Origin of the sequence: Tepidiphilus margaritifer DSM 15129, from assembly GCF_000425565.1 — a bacterium.
Classification (GTDB): domain Bacteria; phylum Pseudomonadota; class Gammaproteobacteria; order Burkholderiales; family Rhodocyclaceae; genus Tepidiphilus; species Tepidiphilus margaritifer.
In genome coordinates this window covers 312,501-326,955 of sequence record NZ_AUDR01000014.1, presented here as the reverse complement: position 1 = coordinate 326,955, position 14,455 = coordinate 312,501, and the positions used below count along the sequence as shown (strand labels likewise).

General features: G+C 65.5%; 9 protein-coding genes, 2 tRNA genes and 2 rRNA genes (1 of these 13 running past the window's edge). 8 read left to right on the top strand and 5 right to left on the bottom strand.

Annotation, left to right across the window (positions count from 1 at the left end):
• The 5 genes from H607_RS0104140 to H607_RS0104120 all read left to right on the top strand — a co-directional run.
• Positions 1-179: ribosomal RNA gene (locus tag H607_RS0104140) — 23S ribosomal RNA — on the top strand; the annotation flags it as partial.
• A gap of 72 nt (positions 180-251) precedes the next feature.
• Positions 252-366: ribosomal RNA gene (rrf, locus tag H607_RS0104135) — 5S ribosomal RNA — on the top strand.
• A 162-nt stretch (positions 367-528) separates the two neighbouring features.
• Positions 529-2,163: a methyl-accepting chemotaxis protein gene (locus H607_RS0104130; protein ID WP_028874387.1), complete on the top strand. Its 1,635-nt coding sequence runs from the start codon at positions 529-531 to the stop codon at positions 2,161-2,163.
• 2 nt (positions 2,164-2,165) lie between these two features.
• Complete coding sequence (locus H607_RS0104125; RefSeq protein ID WP_028874386.1) at positions 2,166-3,356, top strand: UbiH/UbiF family hydroxylase; 1,191 nt, start codon at positions 2,166-2,168, stop codon at positions 3,354-3,356.
• Positions 3,356-4,072 carry a DsbC family protein gene (locus H607_RS0104120; protein WP_028874385.1) on the top strand — a complete coding sequence of 239 codons (717 nt, stop codon included), beginning with the start codon at positions 3,356-3,358 and terminating at the stop codon, positions 4,070-4,072. Before H607_RS0104125 ends, H607_RS0104120 begins: the two co-directional genes overlap by 1 nt.
• 13 nt (positions 4,073-4,085) lie before the next feature.
• On the opposite strand, the gene H607_RS11650 is transcribed toward H607_RS0104120, so the two are convergent.
• The 4 genes from H607_RS11650 to H607_RS0104100 all read right to left on the bottom strand — a co-directional run bounded on the left by H607_RS11650 (position 4,086) and on the right by H607_RS0104100 (position 8,834).
• Positions 4,086-4,445: a hypothetical protein gene (locus H607_RS11650; protein WP_051240631.1), complete on the bottom strand. Its 360-nt coding sequence runs from the start codon at positions 4,443-4,445 to the stop codon at positions 4,086-4,088.
• Positions 4,446-4,460: 15 nt separating this feature from the next.
• Positions 4,461-5,534: a Holliday junction branch migration DNA helicase RuvB gene (gene ruvB, locus H607_RS0104110; protein WP_037989448.1), complete on the bottom strand. Its 1,074-nt coding sequence runs from the start codon at positions 5,532-5,534 to the stop codon at positions 4,461-4,463.
• A 169-nt stretch (positions 5,535-5,703) separates the two neighbouring features.
• Positions 5,704-7,002, bottom strand: coding sequence for a nitronate monooxygenase (locus H607_RS0104105; protein WP_028874383.1), 1,299 nt, complete (start codon positions 7,000-7,002; stop codon positions 5,704-5,706).
• Between the two features lie 128 nt (positions 7,003-7,130).
• Positions 7,131-8,834 carry a glutamine--tRNA ligase/YqeY domain fusion protein gene (locus H607_RS0104100; RefSeq protein ID WP_211218470.1) on the bottom strand — a complete coding sequence of 568 codons (1,704 nt, stop codon included), beginning with the start codon at positions 8,832-8,834 and terminating at the stop codon, positions 7,131-7,133.
• A gap of 169 nt (positions 8,835-9,003) precedes the next feature.
• Between H607_RS0104100 and hrpA the strand changes: the two genes are divergently transcribed.
• The 3 genes from hrpA to H607_RS0104085 all read left to right on the top strand — a co-directional run bounded on the left by hrpA (position 9,004) and on the right by H607_RS0104085 (position 13,401).
• Entirely contained in the window at positions 9,004-13,149 is a 4,146-nt protein-coding gene (gene hrpA, locus H607_RS0104095; RefSeq protein ID WP_211218469.1) for an ATP-dependent RNA helicase HrpA, read from the top strand.
• Positions 13,150-13,221: 72 nt separating this feature from the next.
• Positions 13,222-13,296 (top strand) — tRNA-Val (locus tag H607_RS0104090).
• 29 nt (positions 13,297-13,325) lie between these two features.
• Positions 13,326-13,401 (top strand) — tRNA-Ala (locus H607_RS0104085).
• 23 nt (positions 13,402-13,424) lie between these two features.
• Here the strand turns inward: H607_RS0104085 and H607_RS0104080 are convergent.
• Positions 13,425-14,455: the final stretch of a type I restriction endonuclease subunit R gene (locus H607_RS0104080; protein ID WP_028874380.1), read on the bottom strand. The gene runs 2,158 nt beyond the window's last position; 1,031 of the gene's 3,189 nt are visible here — the last part of the coding sequence; the start codon falls outside the window, past its right edge — the gene reads right to left on this strand; it ends in the stop codon at positions 13,425-13,427.

The window sequence follows — 14,455 nt, the reverse complement described above, 5'->3', positions numbered from 1 at the left end:
TGTGCGGAAGGAATAACCGCTGAAAGCATCTAAGCGGGAAATCCCCCCCAAGATGAGACTTCCCCGGGGGCTCGACCCCCCTGAAGGGCCGTGGAAGACCACCACGTCGATAGGGCGCAGGTGTAAGGCGGGTAACCGCTTGAGCTGAGCGCTACTAATTGCCCGTGCGGCTTGATCCTATAGCCGTGCCATGCACCCCAAATCACACACACCCACCCAACACCCTTGCCCCGCTTGTTGCCCCGTTACCGTCTGACGCCCATAGCGCGCCGGCACCACGCCTTCCCATCCCGAACAGGACCGTGAAACGGCGCCGCGCCCATGATACTGGACTCCAACGTCCGGGAAAGTCGGTCAGCGTCAGACGAACCCTACTGAGAACCCCAAGCCCCCGCGATCCCCAAGATCCCGGGGGCTTGGCGTTTCTGGCCCCTAAAAGTCAAACAGCGGTTTTCACCAGCGCTTTTCCTTCTTTGGAAGTGCAGAGGCTGGTGTATAGTGACTCCGAGATGACGACAGGGGTGCGCCATGTCCAAAAAAATGACCGTTGCGAAGCGCTTGGGCTGGGGGTTCGGAAGTCTGCTCGCCTTGATGGTGCTGATCACGGCGATCGGCATCCAGCGCGTGGCTTTCATGGATGAGACGCTCACCGCCATTAACCAGGGAGCGACGCTGAAACAACGCTATGCCATCAACTTCCGCGGCAGTGTGCACGATCGCGCCATCGCCGTGCGCGACGCGGTGCTGGAGCACGATCTGACGGCGGCCAAGGCGCACGTGGCGGACATCGAACGTTTGGCGGCATTCTATGCCGATTCAGCACAAAAACTCGATCAGCTCATGGCGACGGATGCCACTGAAGAAGATCGGCGTCTCTTGGCGCGCATCAAGGAAATCGAGCGACGGGCAGTGCCGGGAACGCAGCGGGTGATCGAGCTGAGACTAAGCGGGGACGTGGAGGCGGCGCGTACGATGCTGCTGAGCGAAGTCTCGCCCGCCTATACCGAGTGGCTGGCGGCGATCAATGCCTTCATCGACCACCAGGAAAGCGTGATCCGCCACGATCTTGATGAAGTGCGTTCGGTGGCGAGCGGTTTCCGTAACCTGATGCTGCTGGTGACCGGGGTGGCGCTGGTGATTTCGGTGACGCTCGCCTCGATGACGATTCGTTCCATTCTGGCCACCCTGGGCGCCGAGCCCGACGAGGTGGCCGAGGCGATCCGACGCTTGGCCGCGGGTGAGCTGGGGCAGCGCCTGAACACGCGCTACCCTGAGAGCGTCATGGGGGTGTTGCAGCAGACCTTGCTGCGGCTTCTCGAAACGATCAAGCAAGTGAATGCGGCGGCGGAGAACATTGCCTCCGAGTCCGGCCGCCTCGAGGAGATCAGCCAGAGCAATCAGCGTCAGGTGCAGATCCAGTCGACCGAGACCGAGAAGATGGCCCTGGCGGTCGAGCGGATGGGAGGGAACGTCGATCAGGTGGCGACCTTTGCCCAACAGGCGGCTGAAGCGGCGGTGGAGACCGACAAACAGGTGGAGAATGGCAACGAGGTGGTGCAGAAAACGGCCGAGGCGATGAACCATCTCGGTGAGACGCTCGAAGAGGTGGCAGCAACGGTGAGTGAGGTGTCGCATGACAGTGCGAACATCGAGAAGATCACGGCGGTGATCGACGAGATCGCCAAGCAGACGAACCTCTTGGCGCTCAATGCCGCCATCGAGGCAGCGCGCGCCGGGGAATACGGCCGGGGATTCGCCGTGGTGGCCGACGAGGTGCGTTCCTTGGCCGTGCGCACCCAGGATTCGACGCGCGAAATCCAGGAAATGATCGCCAAGCTGCAGCATGGTACGAGTCGCGCGGTGCAGGTGATGGAAACCAGCCGCGAGGTGGCGCGCACGACTTTGGGGTATAGTCGTGAAGCGCAGGAGGCATTGGCGAACATCCGCAACGAGGCGGGCACGGTGCGCACCCTCAATGGTCGTATCGCCGAGGCGGTCGATGCGTTGCGACAGGCGGCCGAGGAGCTGGAGCGCAACATCACGGCAATTCAGTCTTCGACCAAGCAAACGGCGGCGAGCTCCGACGAGCTGGCGGGAGCAAGCCGCACGCTCGCCGGTCTGGCGGAGAATCTGAAGAAACTGGTGCAGTTTTTCCGGTGGTGAAGGTGAACGTCGATATCCTGATTCATGGCGGGGGCTTGGCTGGATTGGCCTGTGCGGCGGCGCTGCGCGATGCGCCTTGGAAGATAGGGCTGATCGAACCGTTGCCGCAGCGGGGGCACGAGGGGCAGTGGGATGCCCGAGTCTATGCCTATACGCCCGCCGCCATCGGGCTCCTCGAGCAGCTCGATGTGTGGCAGCGCCTCGATCCTGCGCGTTGGTGCGCGGTCGATCGCATCGAGGTTCATGGGGATGCCGGCGGAACGCTGTCCTTTTCGGCTTATGAGGCGGGACTGAGCCGGCTCGCCGTGATTGCCGAGCAGTCGTTGGTGCGCGATGCCCTGTGGGAGATGGTGCGTTGTCAGCGCAATCTCACGCTGCTCACCGGTGAGGGCAAGGCCGGGCAGGCTTTGGTGAGTGAGACGGAAACGCTCACGGTGGTGTGCCGCGACGGCTCGCGGGTGCGCACGCGCTTGCTCATCGGCGCCGACGGGCGCCAGTCCTGGGTGCGGGAGCAGGCCGGTCTGCCGGCGCGGGTAACGCCTTACCATCAGCAGGGGATCGTGGCCAATTTCAGTGTGAGCCGGCCGCATCGACACGTGGCGCGGCAGTGGTTCCGCGATGACGGGGTGCTCGCCTTTCTTCCCTTGCCGGGGGAACGAGTATCGATCGTGTGGTCGGCACCGCAGCCGCAGGCAGAGGAGCTGCTTGCGCTCGACGAAGCGGCGTTCGCGCGCCGCGTGGAAGCGGCGAGCAGCGGCGTGCTCGGGGCGATGACGACGATCACGCCGCGGCAGGCATTTCCGCTTTCCTTGCTGTGCTGCCCGCAGGTGGTGCGCCCGCGCGTGGCACTCATCGGGGATGCGGCGCACGGCATTCATCCGCTCTCGGGACACGGGATCAACCTGGGGTTCAACGACGTGGCGGTGCTCGGCGAGGTGCTCCGCGCCCTGCCGCCCGAGGTTGATCCCGGCGTCTTGCCAGTGCTGTCGCGCTATGCTCGGCGGCGGGCCGAGGAGCCTTGGCTGATGCAGACGGCCACCGATGCGCTGGCGCGGCTCTTCAGTCTGCGCCGGCCGGAAGTGCGTCAGTTGCGCAACGTCGGGATGCGGCTCGTCGACCGCTTGCCGTTCGTCAAGGAGGCGCTGGTGCGTTATGCCGCTTTTGGTGATTTCTTTGTGCAGGAGAGTCGGTGATGGGATGGTGGCGTAAGACGGTAGTGGTGTTGATGGCGGTGTTCGGTCTGGCGACGGCAACGTTCGCGGGTGAAAAAGAAGTCAAAGCGAAAGTGGAGGCATTTCTCGGGGCACCGGCGGTGAGTTCGGTGCGCGCCGTGCCTTATGGTGGTCTCTACGAGGTGGTGCTAACGACGGGGGAGGTGGTCTATACCGACGAGAAAGTCTCCTACATCCTCACCGGCTCGATCATCGATACGGCCAAGCGGGAAGACATCACGGCCAAGCGCATGGATGAGCTCGCTCGGATCGATTTTTCCGCCTTGCCGCTCGATCGGGCGATCAAGATCGTGCGAGGCAAAGGCACGCGGGTGATGGCCACTTTCGAGGATCCGAACTGTACGTTTTGCAAGAAACTCGCCAAGGAACTGCAGTCGGTCGATGACGTGACGATTTATGTCTTCCTCTATCCCATCCTGGGACCGGATTCGGTCGACAAAGCGAAGCGCATCTGGTGTGCGCCGGATCGGGCCCAGACGTGGGTGGCGTGGATGACCGAAGGCAAACCGATTCCGGATGCGGCTTCCTGCGACACGAAGGCGATCGAACAGAACATGGCGCTCGGTGAAAAGCTGCGGGTCTCGGGAACGCCGACCATCTTTCTTGCCTCGGGCGACCGGCTGGGTGGCTACCTGCCGGCGGCGAAGCTCGAGGAGCGCTTGAAGCGGGTGCGTTGAGCTTGGTCGTTTTTCATCGTTCTTGTTTTTCCCTGGAGCAGGCAACAGGTGCGCCCTGGTCCGGGTCGCTGACGTAAGGCGCCCGGGCGCTCACCCAGACGAGGAGGGCGAGCGCCCCGAGCGTGAGGAGCGCGTGCCGGCGCTGCCAGCGCGCGTCCGGGAGGATTCCCCGTCCCGCAGTGCGCACGAGGCGCCAGCCGGCCGCGGCGATGGCCAGGAGCGCGAGGCCGATGAGGCGGGCGCCGGTGGGGTCAATCCACCAACCGCAAGCAGAGTCGCCTTGCTCCGGAAGGTAAAAGGCGGGGGCAGCCCATAGCAGCCAAGCACCGGTGAGCGCACAGAAGACGATGGCGAAAGCGAGGAAGGCGCGCATGCGCCGGTTCCCCTTTTAGTCCGATTCGTCGAAGAGGGTACCCAGCGCCTCGTCTGGGCGCGGTGGCGCCTTGAGGCCGAAATGGGCATAGACGGCGGGCGTGGCGATGCGTCCGCGGGGGGTGCGCTGTAGGTAACCCTGTTGGATGAGGTAGGGTTCGAGCACGTCTTCGATGGTGTCGGCCGATTCGCCGATGGCGGCGGCGAGATTGTCCAGCCCTACGGGGCCGCCAGCGAATTTTTCGATGACGGCCGAGAGCAGCTTGCGATCCATGATGTCGAGCCCCAGGGGGTCGACGTCGAGCAGGGCGAGCGCCTGGTCGGCGATCTCGGCGGTGATGGCGCCGGCGGCGCGCACTTCGGCGAAGTCACGCACGCGGCGCAGCAAGCGGTTGGCGATGCGCGGCGTGCCGCGCGCCCGACGGGCGATTTCGAAGGCGCCGGCCTCGTCGATGCGCACCTCCAGCAGCTGCGCCGAGCGGCGCACGATGTGGGCGAGATCCTCGGGGGCGTAGAATTCCAGCCGGGCGACGATGCCGAAGCGGTCGCGCAGGGGATTGGTGAGCATGCCGGCGCGGGTGGTGGCCCCTACCAGGGTGAAAGGGGCCAGATCGAGCTTGATCGAACGCGCGGCCGGTCCTTCGCCGATCATGATGTCGATTTGATAATCCTCCATCGCCGGATAGAGGATCTCCTCGATCACCGGCGAGAGCCGGTGGATCTCGTCGATGAAGAGCACGTCGTTGGGCTCGAGGTTGGTGAGCAGGGCGGCGAGATCGCCGGGGCGTTCGAGCACCGGCCCGGACGTCTGCTTCAGTCCCACGCCCATTTCGCCGGCGATGATGTGGGCGAGCGTCGTCTTGCCCAAACCGGGGGGGCCGAAGAGGAGCACGTGATCGAGGGCTTCGCCGCGGCGGCGCGCGGCCTGGATGAAGAGATCGAGCTGCTCGCGCACCTTGGGCTGACCGATGTAGTCGGCCAGCCGCTTGGGACGTAGGGCCCGCTCGATGGCATCTTCGGGGCGCGCCGCGGGGCTGATGAGCCGCGCGTCGGCGGGAGTGGCGGCAAGGGCGTCGGTTTCGATGGCCATACGGCGTTGCTCCAGCGCGCCCTTAGGGAAACGCTGAATAATTGGCTGCGCGGGCGAATCGCTGCGTTGCGCGGTGCTCGCTTCCTCGCCTATCTACTCGATATGTCTCGGTCGCTGCGCTCCGTGCGCCTTGCGCTTCATCCCGCTCGCTCATTTCTTCAGCGTCTCCCTAGCCGGCTGCGGCGGGGGCGGGTTCCACTTCCCGCGGCGGCAGGGCGATTTCGTGGTTCTTGCTGTAGCGGTAATCGTTGAACACGTGCTCGGCGGTGAGCAGCTGGTAGCTGCCGTCGGGGAGCCGATGCGTCGTGTCTTTCAGCCGGTAGGTGTAGTGCCCGCAGGTCCAGCAGTCGAAGTTGCGCATGTGGGTGCACAGGCAGGTCTTGTCCCACACGTGGATCGTCTTGGCGTGCGGGTTCTTTTCGACTTCGCGGTTGTAGGCGTCGATGTAGGCGCAGTGGCCGTTCGCGTCGAGCAGGTAGCCGAAGGCTTCGCAGTTGGGACGGATGCCGGCGCCGATGCAGGGGCTGGATTTGAGCATGCGCATCGGGTAGCCGGTGGGCGAGATGGTGTTGACCTCGATGTCTTCTTCGTTGGCCTTGAAGTATTCCTGCTTGACGCGGTCGGGCAGGCCGCATTCCTTGGTGACGGTGAAACGCGTGGCGACCTGGACGGCGGCTGCCCCCATTTCCAGGAATTCGACGGCGTCGGTACCGGTGAAGATGCCGCCGGCGGGGATGACGGGAACGTCGAGTTCTTCGCGACGCAGGTAGTCGAGTACTTCGGCCACGATGGTGCGCAGGTCGTAGCGCGCCCAGTCGAGGCCGAATCCGAGGTGTCCGCCGGCGAGCGGCCCTTCCACCACCACGAAATCGGGTAGCCGCCGGGTGCGGGCGCTCTTTTTGAGGAAGAGCTGCAAGGCGCGTACCGAGGAGACGATGATACCGAGCTTGGCATCGCGGAAACGCGGATGCTCTTCGATGAGCGCGAAGGAGCTCAGGTGCAGCCCGGCCGAGAGGGTGATGCCGTCGATGCCGGCATCCAGCGCCGACTCCAGTCGCACCTTGAGCGTTTCCTTGGGCGCGGCCATCGTGAGCTTCTCCATGCAGTTGATGAAGACGAGCCCGGGGCCGCGTTTGCGTTCCATGGTGCGCAGTACGTGCATCTTCTGCGCTTCGGCCAAGAGCCCGAGGTCGAATTTCACGCCCGACTTGTCGAGGCTCTTGACGTTGTACTTGTAGCGTTTGAGTTTTTCTTTGGTGTACGTGGTGTCGTAGCGGCGGTCGGTGACGGTGGGCACCATCGCGTCCGAGATGTGCCCGATGCCGCCGAGGCGGGCGATCTCGAGGGCGAGGTCGGCGTTGGAGATGTCGACGCCCATCCCGCCGAGCATGATGGGAACCAGCTCGGGGCCGCGGCGGCCGAAACGGAAACGGAATTCATCGACACAGCGATCGGCAGCAGACATCATCGAACGAACGACCCTCTTGACTTCGGACAAACGGCGCTATTGTACGCGTTTTGACGGCAGGCGCGGTGCTTTGCCGTCAAAACGCGATGTAATGATGTTGAATGAGACCTCTCATCGAGGCAGGAAGTTCAGCGCTGAATTTTTCCCCAGGTGTCTTTCAGCCCGACGGTGAGGTTGAACACCGGCGCTTCGGGGCGGTGGTCGTAGCGGTCGGCGACGAAGTAGCCGTGGCGCTCGAACTGGAAACGCGTCTCCGGGGGGACCTGCGCTGCCTGGGGTTCGACGAAAGCGCGGTAGCAACGCAGCGATTCGGGGTTGAGGTCTTCGAGGAAGGAGCGCGGCGCGCCGTCCGGGCCGGGTTCGGTGCCGGGGCGGGGGTGGCGGAAGAGCCGGTCGTAGTGCCGGATCTCGGCTTCGATCGCGTGATCGCACGACAGCCAGTGGCAGTTGCCCTTGGTCTTGTAGCGATCGGCGCCGGGCGTGCCGCTCTTGGAGTCGGGGAAATGGCGGGCGTGTACGCGCACCACCCGCCCGGATTCGTCCTGGTCGCAGCCGGTGCATTCGATGACGTAACCGTAGCGCAGCCGCACCGTGGCCCCGGGCGTGAGGCGGTGGAATCCCTTGACCGGCGTTTCCATGAAGTCGCCGCGCTCGATCCACAGCCGGCGGGTGAAGGGGATGCGCCGCTTGCCTCGTTCCGGATCGAGCGGGTGATTGGGCGCCTCGCACCATTCGACGTGCCCTTCGGGGAAATCGTCGATCACCAGCTCCAGGGGGTCGAGCACGGCGATGCGCCGCTCGGCCGCTTCGTTGAGGTGGTCGCGCATGGCCTGTTCGAGGACTTCGTAGCCGATCCAGCCGTCGGCCTTGCTCACGCCGATGCGCTCGCAGAAGAGGCGAAAGCCCTCGGGCGTGTAGCCGCGCCGCCGTCCGCCGGTCAGCGTCGGCAGTCGCGGGTCGTCCCAGCCGGTCACGTGTCCCTCTTCGACGAGCTGGATGAGTTTGCGCTTGGAGAGCACCACGTATTCGAGGTTGAGGCGGGCGAACTCGATCTGGCGCGGCAAGGGGCGCGAGAAAACGCCGGCTTCGGCGAGCGCTTCCAGCAGCCACTCATAGAAGGGGCGCTGATCCTCGAATTCGAGAGTGCACAGCGAATGCGTGATGCCCTCGATGGCGTCCTCGATGGGATGCGCGTAGGTATAGGTGGGGTAGAGGCACCAGGCATCGCCCGTGCGGTAGTGCGAGACGTGCCGGATGCGGTAGAGGATGGGGTCGCGCAGGTTGAGGTTGGGGCTCGCCATGTCGATCTTGGCGCGCAGCACGTGCGCTCCGTCGGGAAATTCCCCGGCGCGCATGCGGCGAAAGAGCGCGAGGTTCTCCTCCACGCTGCGGCTGCGGTAGGGGCTGTCGCGCCCGGGGTCGGTGAGCGTGCCGCGCAGCGCCCGGATCTCTTCGGGCGGCAATGAATCGACGTAGGCCAGGCCCCGCTCGATGAGGACCTCGGCGCAACGGTACATGGTCTCGAAGTAATCGGAGGCGAAGTGCAGGTGCTCGCCCCAGTCGTAACCCAGCCAGCGCACCGCCTCCAGGATCGCTTTGACGTATTCCATGCTCTCCGTGGTGGGGTTGGTGTCGTCGAAGCGCATGTGGCAGCGCCCGCCGTAGAGCCGGGCCAGGCCGAAATTGAGCACGATGGACTTGGCATGACCGAAGTGCAGGTAGCCGTTGGGCTCGGGCGGGAAACGCGTGACGACCTCGCGGTAGCGACCGCTGGCGAGGTCTTCGTCGATGGCGTTTTTGATGAAATGGGAAGGAGGAGTGAAATCGCTCACGATACCGACGTCCGGGAATGCCAAAAGCGCGATTCTAGCGCGGCCGGGCCTCCTTGGCGTGTTGGATGCATCGCGAAGGCGGGAACCTGCCTGAGTTTTCTGCGGTCTTCGTTGGGGTAATTTTGCCTTTGGCCGCATTTTTGCGGCACAATCATCGATTTTTCCGAGCTTGTCCAACACACTGCCCGTGCTCGTCGAATCTGCTGAATCTTTCCGTGAGGCAGCTCGCCTCGACCTGAGTCGCTGTCTGTCACAGGATCGCGGACCGATCCTTGCGCTCCTCAAACGTCTGCGTCGCGCCAAGGGCGAAGCGCGCGAGCGGCTCGTGAACCAGATCGCCCAGCGCCTGGAGCGATCCCAAGCCGCCTGGGAGGCGCGCCGCGCCCGTCGTCCCGCAGCGCCTTGCGTGCCCGATCTGCCGGTGAGCGAGCGCGCCGCCGAGCTGGAGGCAGCGATCCGTGCCCATCGCGTGGTGATCGTCTGCGGCGAGACGGGTTCGGGCAAGACGACGCAGCTGCCCAAGATCTGCCTTGCCGCCGGGCGCGGCATCGCCGGGCAGATCGCGCATACTCAGCCGCGCCGGATCGCCGCGCGCGCCACGGCCGAGCGCATCGCCCAAGAGCTGGGTTCCCCTTTGGGGCGGGACGTGGGCTACAAGGTGCGTTTCCACGACCGCACCTCGCCCGAATCGTACATCACCCTGATGACGGACGGCATTTTGCTGGCCGAGACGGCGAGCGACCCGTGGTTGTCGCGCTACGATACCATCATCATCGACGAGGCGCACGAACGCAGCCTCAACATCGATTTTCTGCTCGGTTATCTGCACCGCCTGCTCGCACGCCGCGAGGATCTCAAAGTGGTGATCACTTCGGCGACGATGGACGCCGAGCGCTTTGCGGCGCATTTCGCGCCGGTGGCGGGCGACGTTCCCATCCTCGAAGTGAGCGGGCGGCTCTATCCGATCGAGATCCGTTACCGCCCGGTGGAGGCGATCGACGGGGAGGATCTTGCCGTACTCGAAGGGGAGGAGGGGGATGGAAAGCGCGCGGCACGCGCCGCCGCCGAAGAGCGTGACCTCTTCGACGGGATCGTTGCTTGCGTCGAGGAAGCCTGGCGAGAGGGGCCCGGGGATATTCTCGTCTTCTTGCCCGGGGAGCGTGAGATTCGGGAAGCCAAGGAGGCGCTGGAACGCCGGGCGGCGGTGCGCGGCGAGTTCGAGATCCTGCCGCTCTTCGCCCGCCAGTCGGCGCAGGAGCAGGCGCGCGTTTTCCGCCGCGGGGCCCTGCCTCGGGTGGTGCTCGCCACCAACGTGGCCGAGACTTCGCTCACCGTGCCGGGCATCCGCTACGTGATCGACGCGGGATTGGCGCGGGTCAAGCGCTATTCGCCGCGGCAGAAAGTCGAACAATTGCGGGTGGAGCGCATCTCGCAGGCGGCAGCGAACCAGCGCGCCGGACGCTGCGGTCGGGTGATGGACGGAGTCTGTTTCCGGCTCTACACGGAAGAAGACTTCGCCTCCCGTCCGGCGCACACCGATCCCGAGATTCTGCGCTCGTCGCTTGCCGGCGTGATTCTGCGCATGCAGGCGCTCGATCTCGGCGAGATCGAGGGATTCCCCTTTCTCGATCCGCCGGCGCCGCGTGCGATCGAAGATGGCGTGCGCGAACTGGTGGAACTCTCCGCGCTCGATGCCAACACCCGCACGCTCACCGAAGTAGGGCGGGCGCTGGCGGCGCTGCCGCTCGACCCCAAGATCGGGCGGCTCCTCGTGGCCGGGCGGCAGTACGGGTGCCTGGCCGAGATGCTGGTGCTCGCCTCGGCGCTGTCGGTGCAGGATCCGCGGGAGCGTCCCGCCGAGCAGCTCGCCCAGGCCGACCAGAAGCACGCTCTCTTTCGCGGGCGCGAGCGCGAGGCGCAGTCGGAATTCCATTGGTACCTCAACCTGTGGAAGACCTGGCGCGAGCTCGAGCGGCACGAGTCGACGAACAAGCAGCGGCAGTGGTGCCGGGCGCATTTCCTCTCCTGGCTGCGCATGCGCGAGTGGCGCGACGTCTGGACCCAGTTGCATGCGCTCGTCACCGAGCACGGCTGGCGCGAGAACGAGCAGCCGGCCGGTTACGAGGCGGTGCATAAGGCGCTCATCGCCGGCCTCGTGCGTCACGTCGGTCTGAAACAGGAGGACGCGAGCGGGCCCCAGGCGGGGAGTTATCTCGGCGCCGGCGGCATCCGTTTCTGGATTCATCCTTCTTCGCCGCTCGCCAAGCGAGGACCGAAGTGGGTGCTCGCCGCCGAACTGGTGGAGACGACGCGCCTCTATGCGCGCTGCGTCGCCCGCATCGAGCCGGCTTGGATCGAAGAGGTGGCGCCGCACCTCATCCGGCGCCAGCTGGAGGCGCCGCACTGGGCGAAGAGGGCGGGCGAAGTGCGCGCCTGGGAGCGGGGCACCCTCTTCGGCCTGCCGATCTACGCGCAGCGCGCCGTGCCCTACCGCGACGTCGATCCCGCCCTGTGCCGCACGCTCTTCATCCGCGAGGCGCTGGTGGCGGGCGAAGTGGAACCGGCCGCCTTGTCGCGCATGAAGTTTCTGCAGCACAACCTACGCCTCGTCGAGGAGATCGAGCGCCTGGAACAAAAGACGCGCCGGCCCGACGTGCTGGTCGACACTGCCCTGATCGAGGCTTTCTACGACCACCTGATCCCGCAGGACGTGGTCGATTTGGCGAGTTTCGAAGCCTGGCGCAAACAGGCCGAGCGCGGTGCGCCCAAGCTGCTCTATCTCACGCGCGAGCAGCTCATGCGGCACGAGGCGGCCGGGGTAACCACCGAGCGATTCCCCTCATCCTTTCTCCTCTACGGCCAGCCGCTCGCGCTCGAATACAAGCACGATCCGGCGGCCAAGGACGACGGGGTGACGCTGGTGGTGCCGCTTGCCTTGCTCAACCAGGTGCCGGCGGCGCGCTGCGAGTGGTTGGTGCCGGGGCTTTTGGAGGACAAGGTACTGCGGCTGCTGAAGACGCTGCCGCAGAAACACCGCCATCGCCTGCAGCCGCTGCCGGAGCAGGCCAAGGCGTTCTGTGCCGCCGTCGAGGCGGGCGAAATCGCCGCCGATCGGCCGCTGCTCGAAGCGCTGCGCGCGTTCGTCGAAGCACGCACGCAACTGCCCACGCCCGAGGCGGCGTTCCGTCCCGAATCCTTGCCGCCGTATTGTTTCATGAACTTCCGCGTCGAGGGGCCGGACGGGCGCATCCTCGCGCAGGGGCGCTCGCTCACCGAGTTGCGTGCGCAGCTGGGCGAGACGGTGCGCTCGCGTTTTGCCGAACTGGGCGGTTTGCTGACGGCCAAAGCGGGGGACACGGGAGCGCCTTCGTCCCCGAACGAGGGCGATACGGGCGTGGCGCGAGCGCACGGCAAGCGCGCGGATCCTTCATCCGCCGCGGGGATGGAGGGAAGCCGCGTCCCGATGCCAACCAAGGCAACCTCCTGGGAGTTTGGCACCCTGCCGGAACTCGTCGAGGTGGAGATCGACGGCGTCACCGCCATCGGTTTTCCCGCACTGGAGGACGTGGGCGATGGCGTGCGGCTGTGCGCCTGCGACACGGAGGAAGAGGCCGAGGCCATACACCGGCGCGGCGTGCTGCGCCTGCTGCGTTTCGCGCTCAAGGAGGCAGTGCGGGCCATCGAGCGCCATCCCGACTGGCGGGCGCTCGCCATCGCCTGGATGCCGTATGGCAACGAGGCGGAGCTGCGCGAAGCGGTGATCGAGGTAAGCCTTGCGCGGGTCTGCCTCGAGGGGGAGCTGCCGCGCGACGCGCAGGCTTTTGCCGCGCGCGTGACCGCGGGCAAGGAACGCCTGGTGCTGGTGGCGCAGGAGCTCATGCGCCTGCTCGCGCAGTGGCTCGGAGAGCGCCGCGCGATCGAGAAACGTCTGGAGGCGCTGCGCCGGGCGCATCCCGAAGTCGTCGCCGACGTTGAAGCCCAGCTCGCGGCGCTCTTCCCGCCGCGTTTCCTCGCGACGATTCCCTGGGAGCGGCTGCAGCACTACGGGCGCTATCTCAAGGCGATCGGCGTGCGCCTCGACAAGCTGCAGAAGGATCCAGCCCGCGACCGGCAATGGCTCCAATCCTGGCGCCAAGTGGCCAGCCCCTGGGAACGGGCCTGGCGGGAGGCCAAAGGGCGGCCCTCGGCCTTTCTCGAGGAGTTTCGCTGGTTGCTCGAAGAGCTGCGCGTCGGGCTCTTCGCCCAGGAGTTGAAGACGCCGGTGCCGGTGAGCGTCAAGCGGTTGGAGAAGATGTGGCAGGCGGGGGTAAGGTGATTACGGCGGTTTGCTACACAAGGGTTGACGCACAGGGGGAGAGTCCGTATCATTTCGTTCTCTTCACACGACGGGCGGTTAGCTCAGCGGTAGAGCACTGCCTTCACACGGCAGGGGTCAGTGGTTCGATCCCACTACCGCCCACCATCTAGATGGTTACCGTTTTGTGAAGCCGTGGGCCGGTAGCTCAGCTGGGAGAGCGTCGCGTTCGCAATGCGAAGGTCGGGAGTTCGATCCTCCTCCGGTCCACCAAGCACCCTACCCCCCGATTCACCTCATACGACGCTCCATACCGACGACAGCGCTTCGGCCTGCGCGAGTACCGTCCGTACGGCGGAATCTTGCAAATCGGGCGGATAGCCGTATCGTCTCAGGATGCGCTTGACCAGCACCCGCACTCGGGCGCGCGCGGATTCACGGTGCGCCCAGTCCACCGAAACGTTGTTACGCAGGCTCACTAGCAGCTCGTGGGCGATCACGCGCAGCTTCTCGTCGCCCATCACCTGCACTGCGGATTCGTTTTCGGCGAGCGCGTCGTAGAAGGCCACTTCCTCGTCCGACAGTCCCGATTCTTCGCCTCTCTGCCGGGCAGCGCGGATGTCGCGGGCGAGTTCGATCAGCTCCTGTAGTACCCCGGCGGTGGTGATGGCGTTGGCGTGGTAGCGGGCGACCGCCGCCTCCAGCCGTTCGGAGAAGGCGCGGGTCTGCACGACGTTGGCCTTGGAACGGGCACGAATCCCGTCGTCGATGAGTTTGCGCAGCGCCTCCAGTGCCAGGTTCTTCTTCTCCAGCTGCTGCACTTCGGCCAGGAACTCGTCGGAGAGGATGGAGATGTCCGGGCTCTTGAGCCCTGCGGCACGCAAGATATCCACGATCTCGGTGGATACCACCGCGCGGCTGACGATCTGCTGGATGGCAAGCGCCCGCTCTTGGGCGGAGGAACTGGACGCGCTGTCCGATTTGACGAGCGCAGCCCGCACGGCCTGAAAGAACCCCACTTCTTCGCGGATGGCACGTGCTTCGTCCGAGCTGGACGCCAGCGCAAAGGCTTTCGAGAGGGCGAGCACCGCGTCGGCAAAGCGCCGGTGCGCGGCCTTCTTGCCTTCGGCGGTGGCTTCTTGCGCCACCCATTGCTGCTGCTTGGCGAGGATCCATTCGATGGCTTCGGCCAACATCGCCAGGCGCGCTCGAGGCGAGGCATTCAAGGCTGGGCGGTAGTCCAGCCCGAAGAACATGTCGCGCACGATTTCGTACTTTTCCTGCAGGGTGGCGATGGCCTTGGCCTCGTCGATGCCGGTTTGCTCGC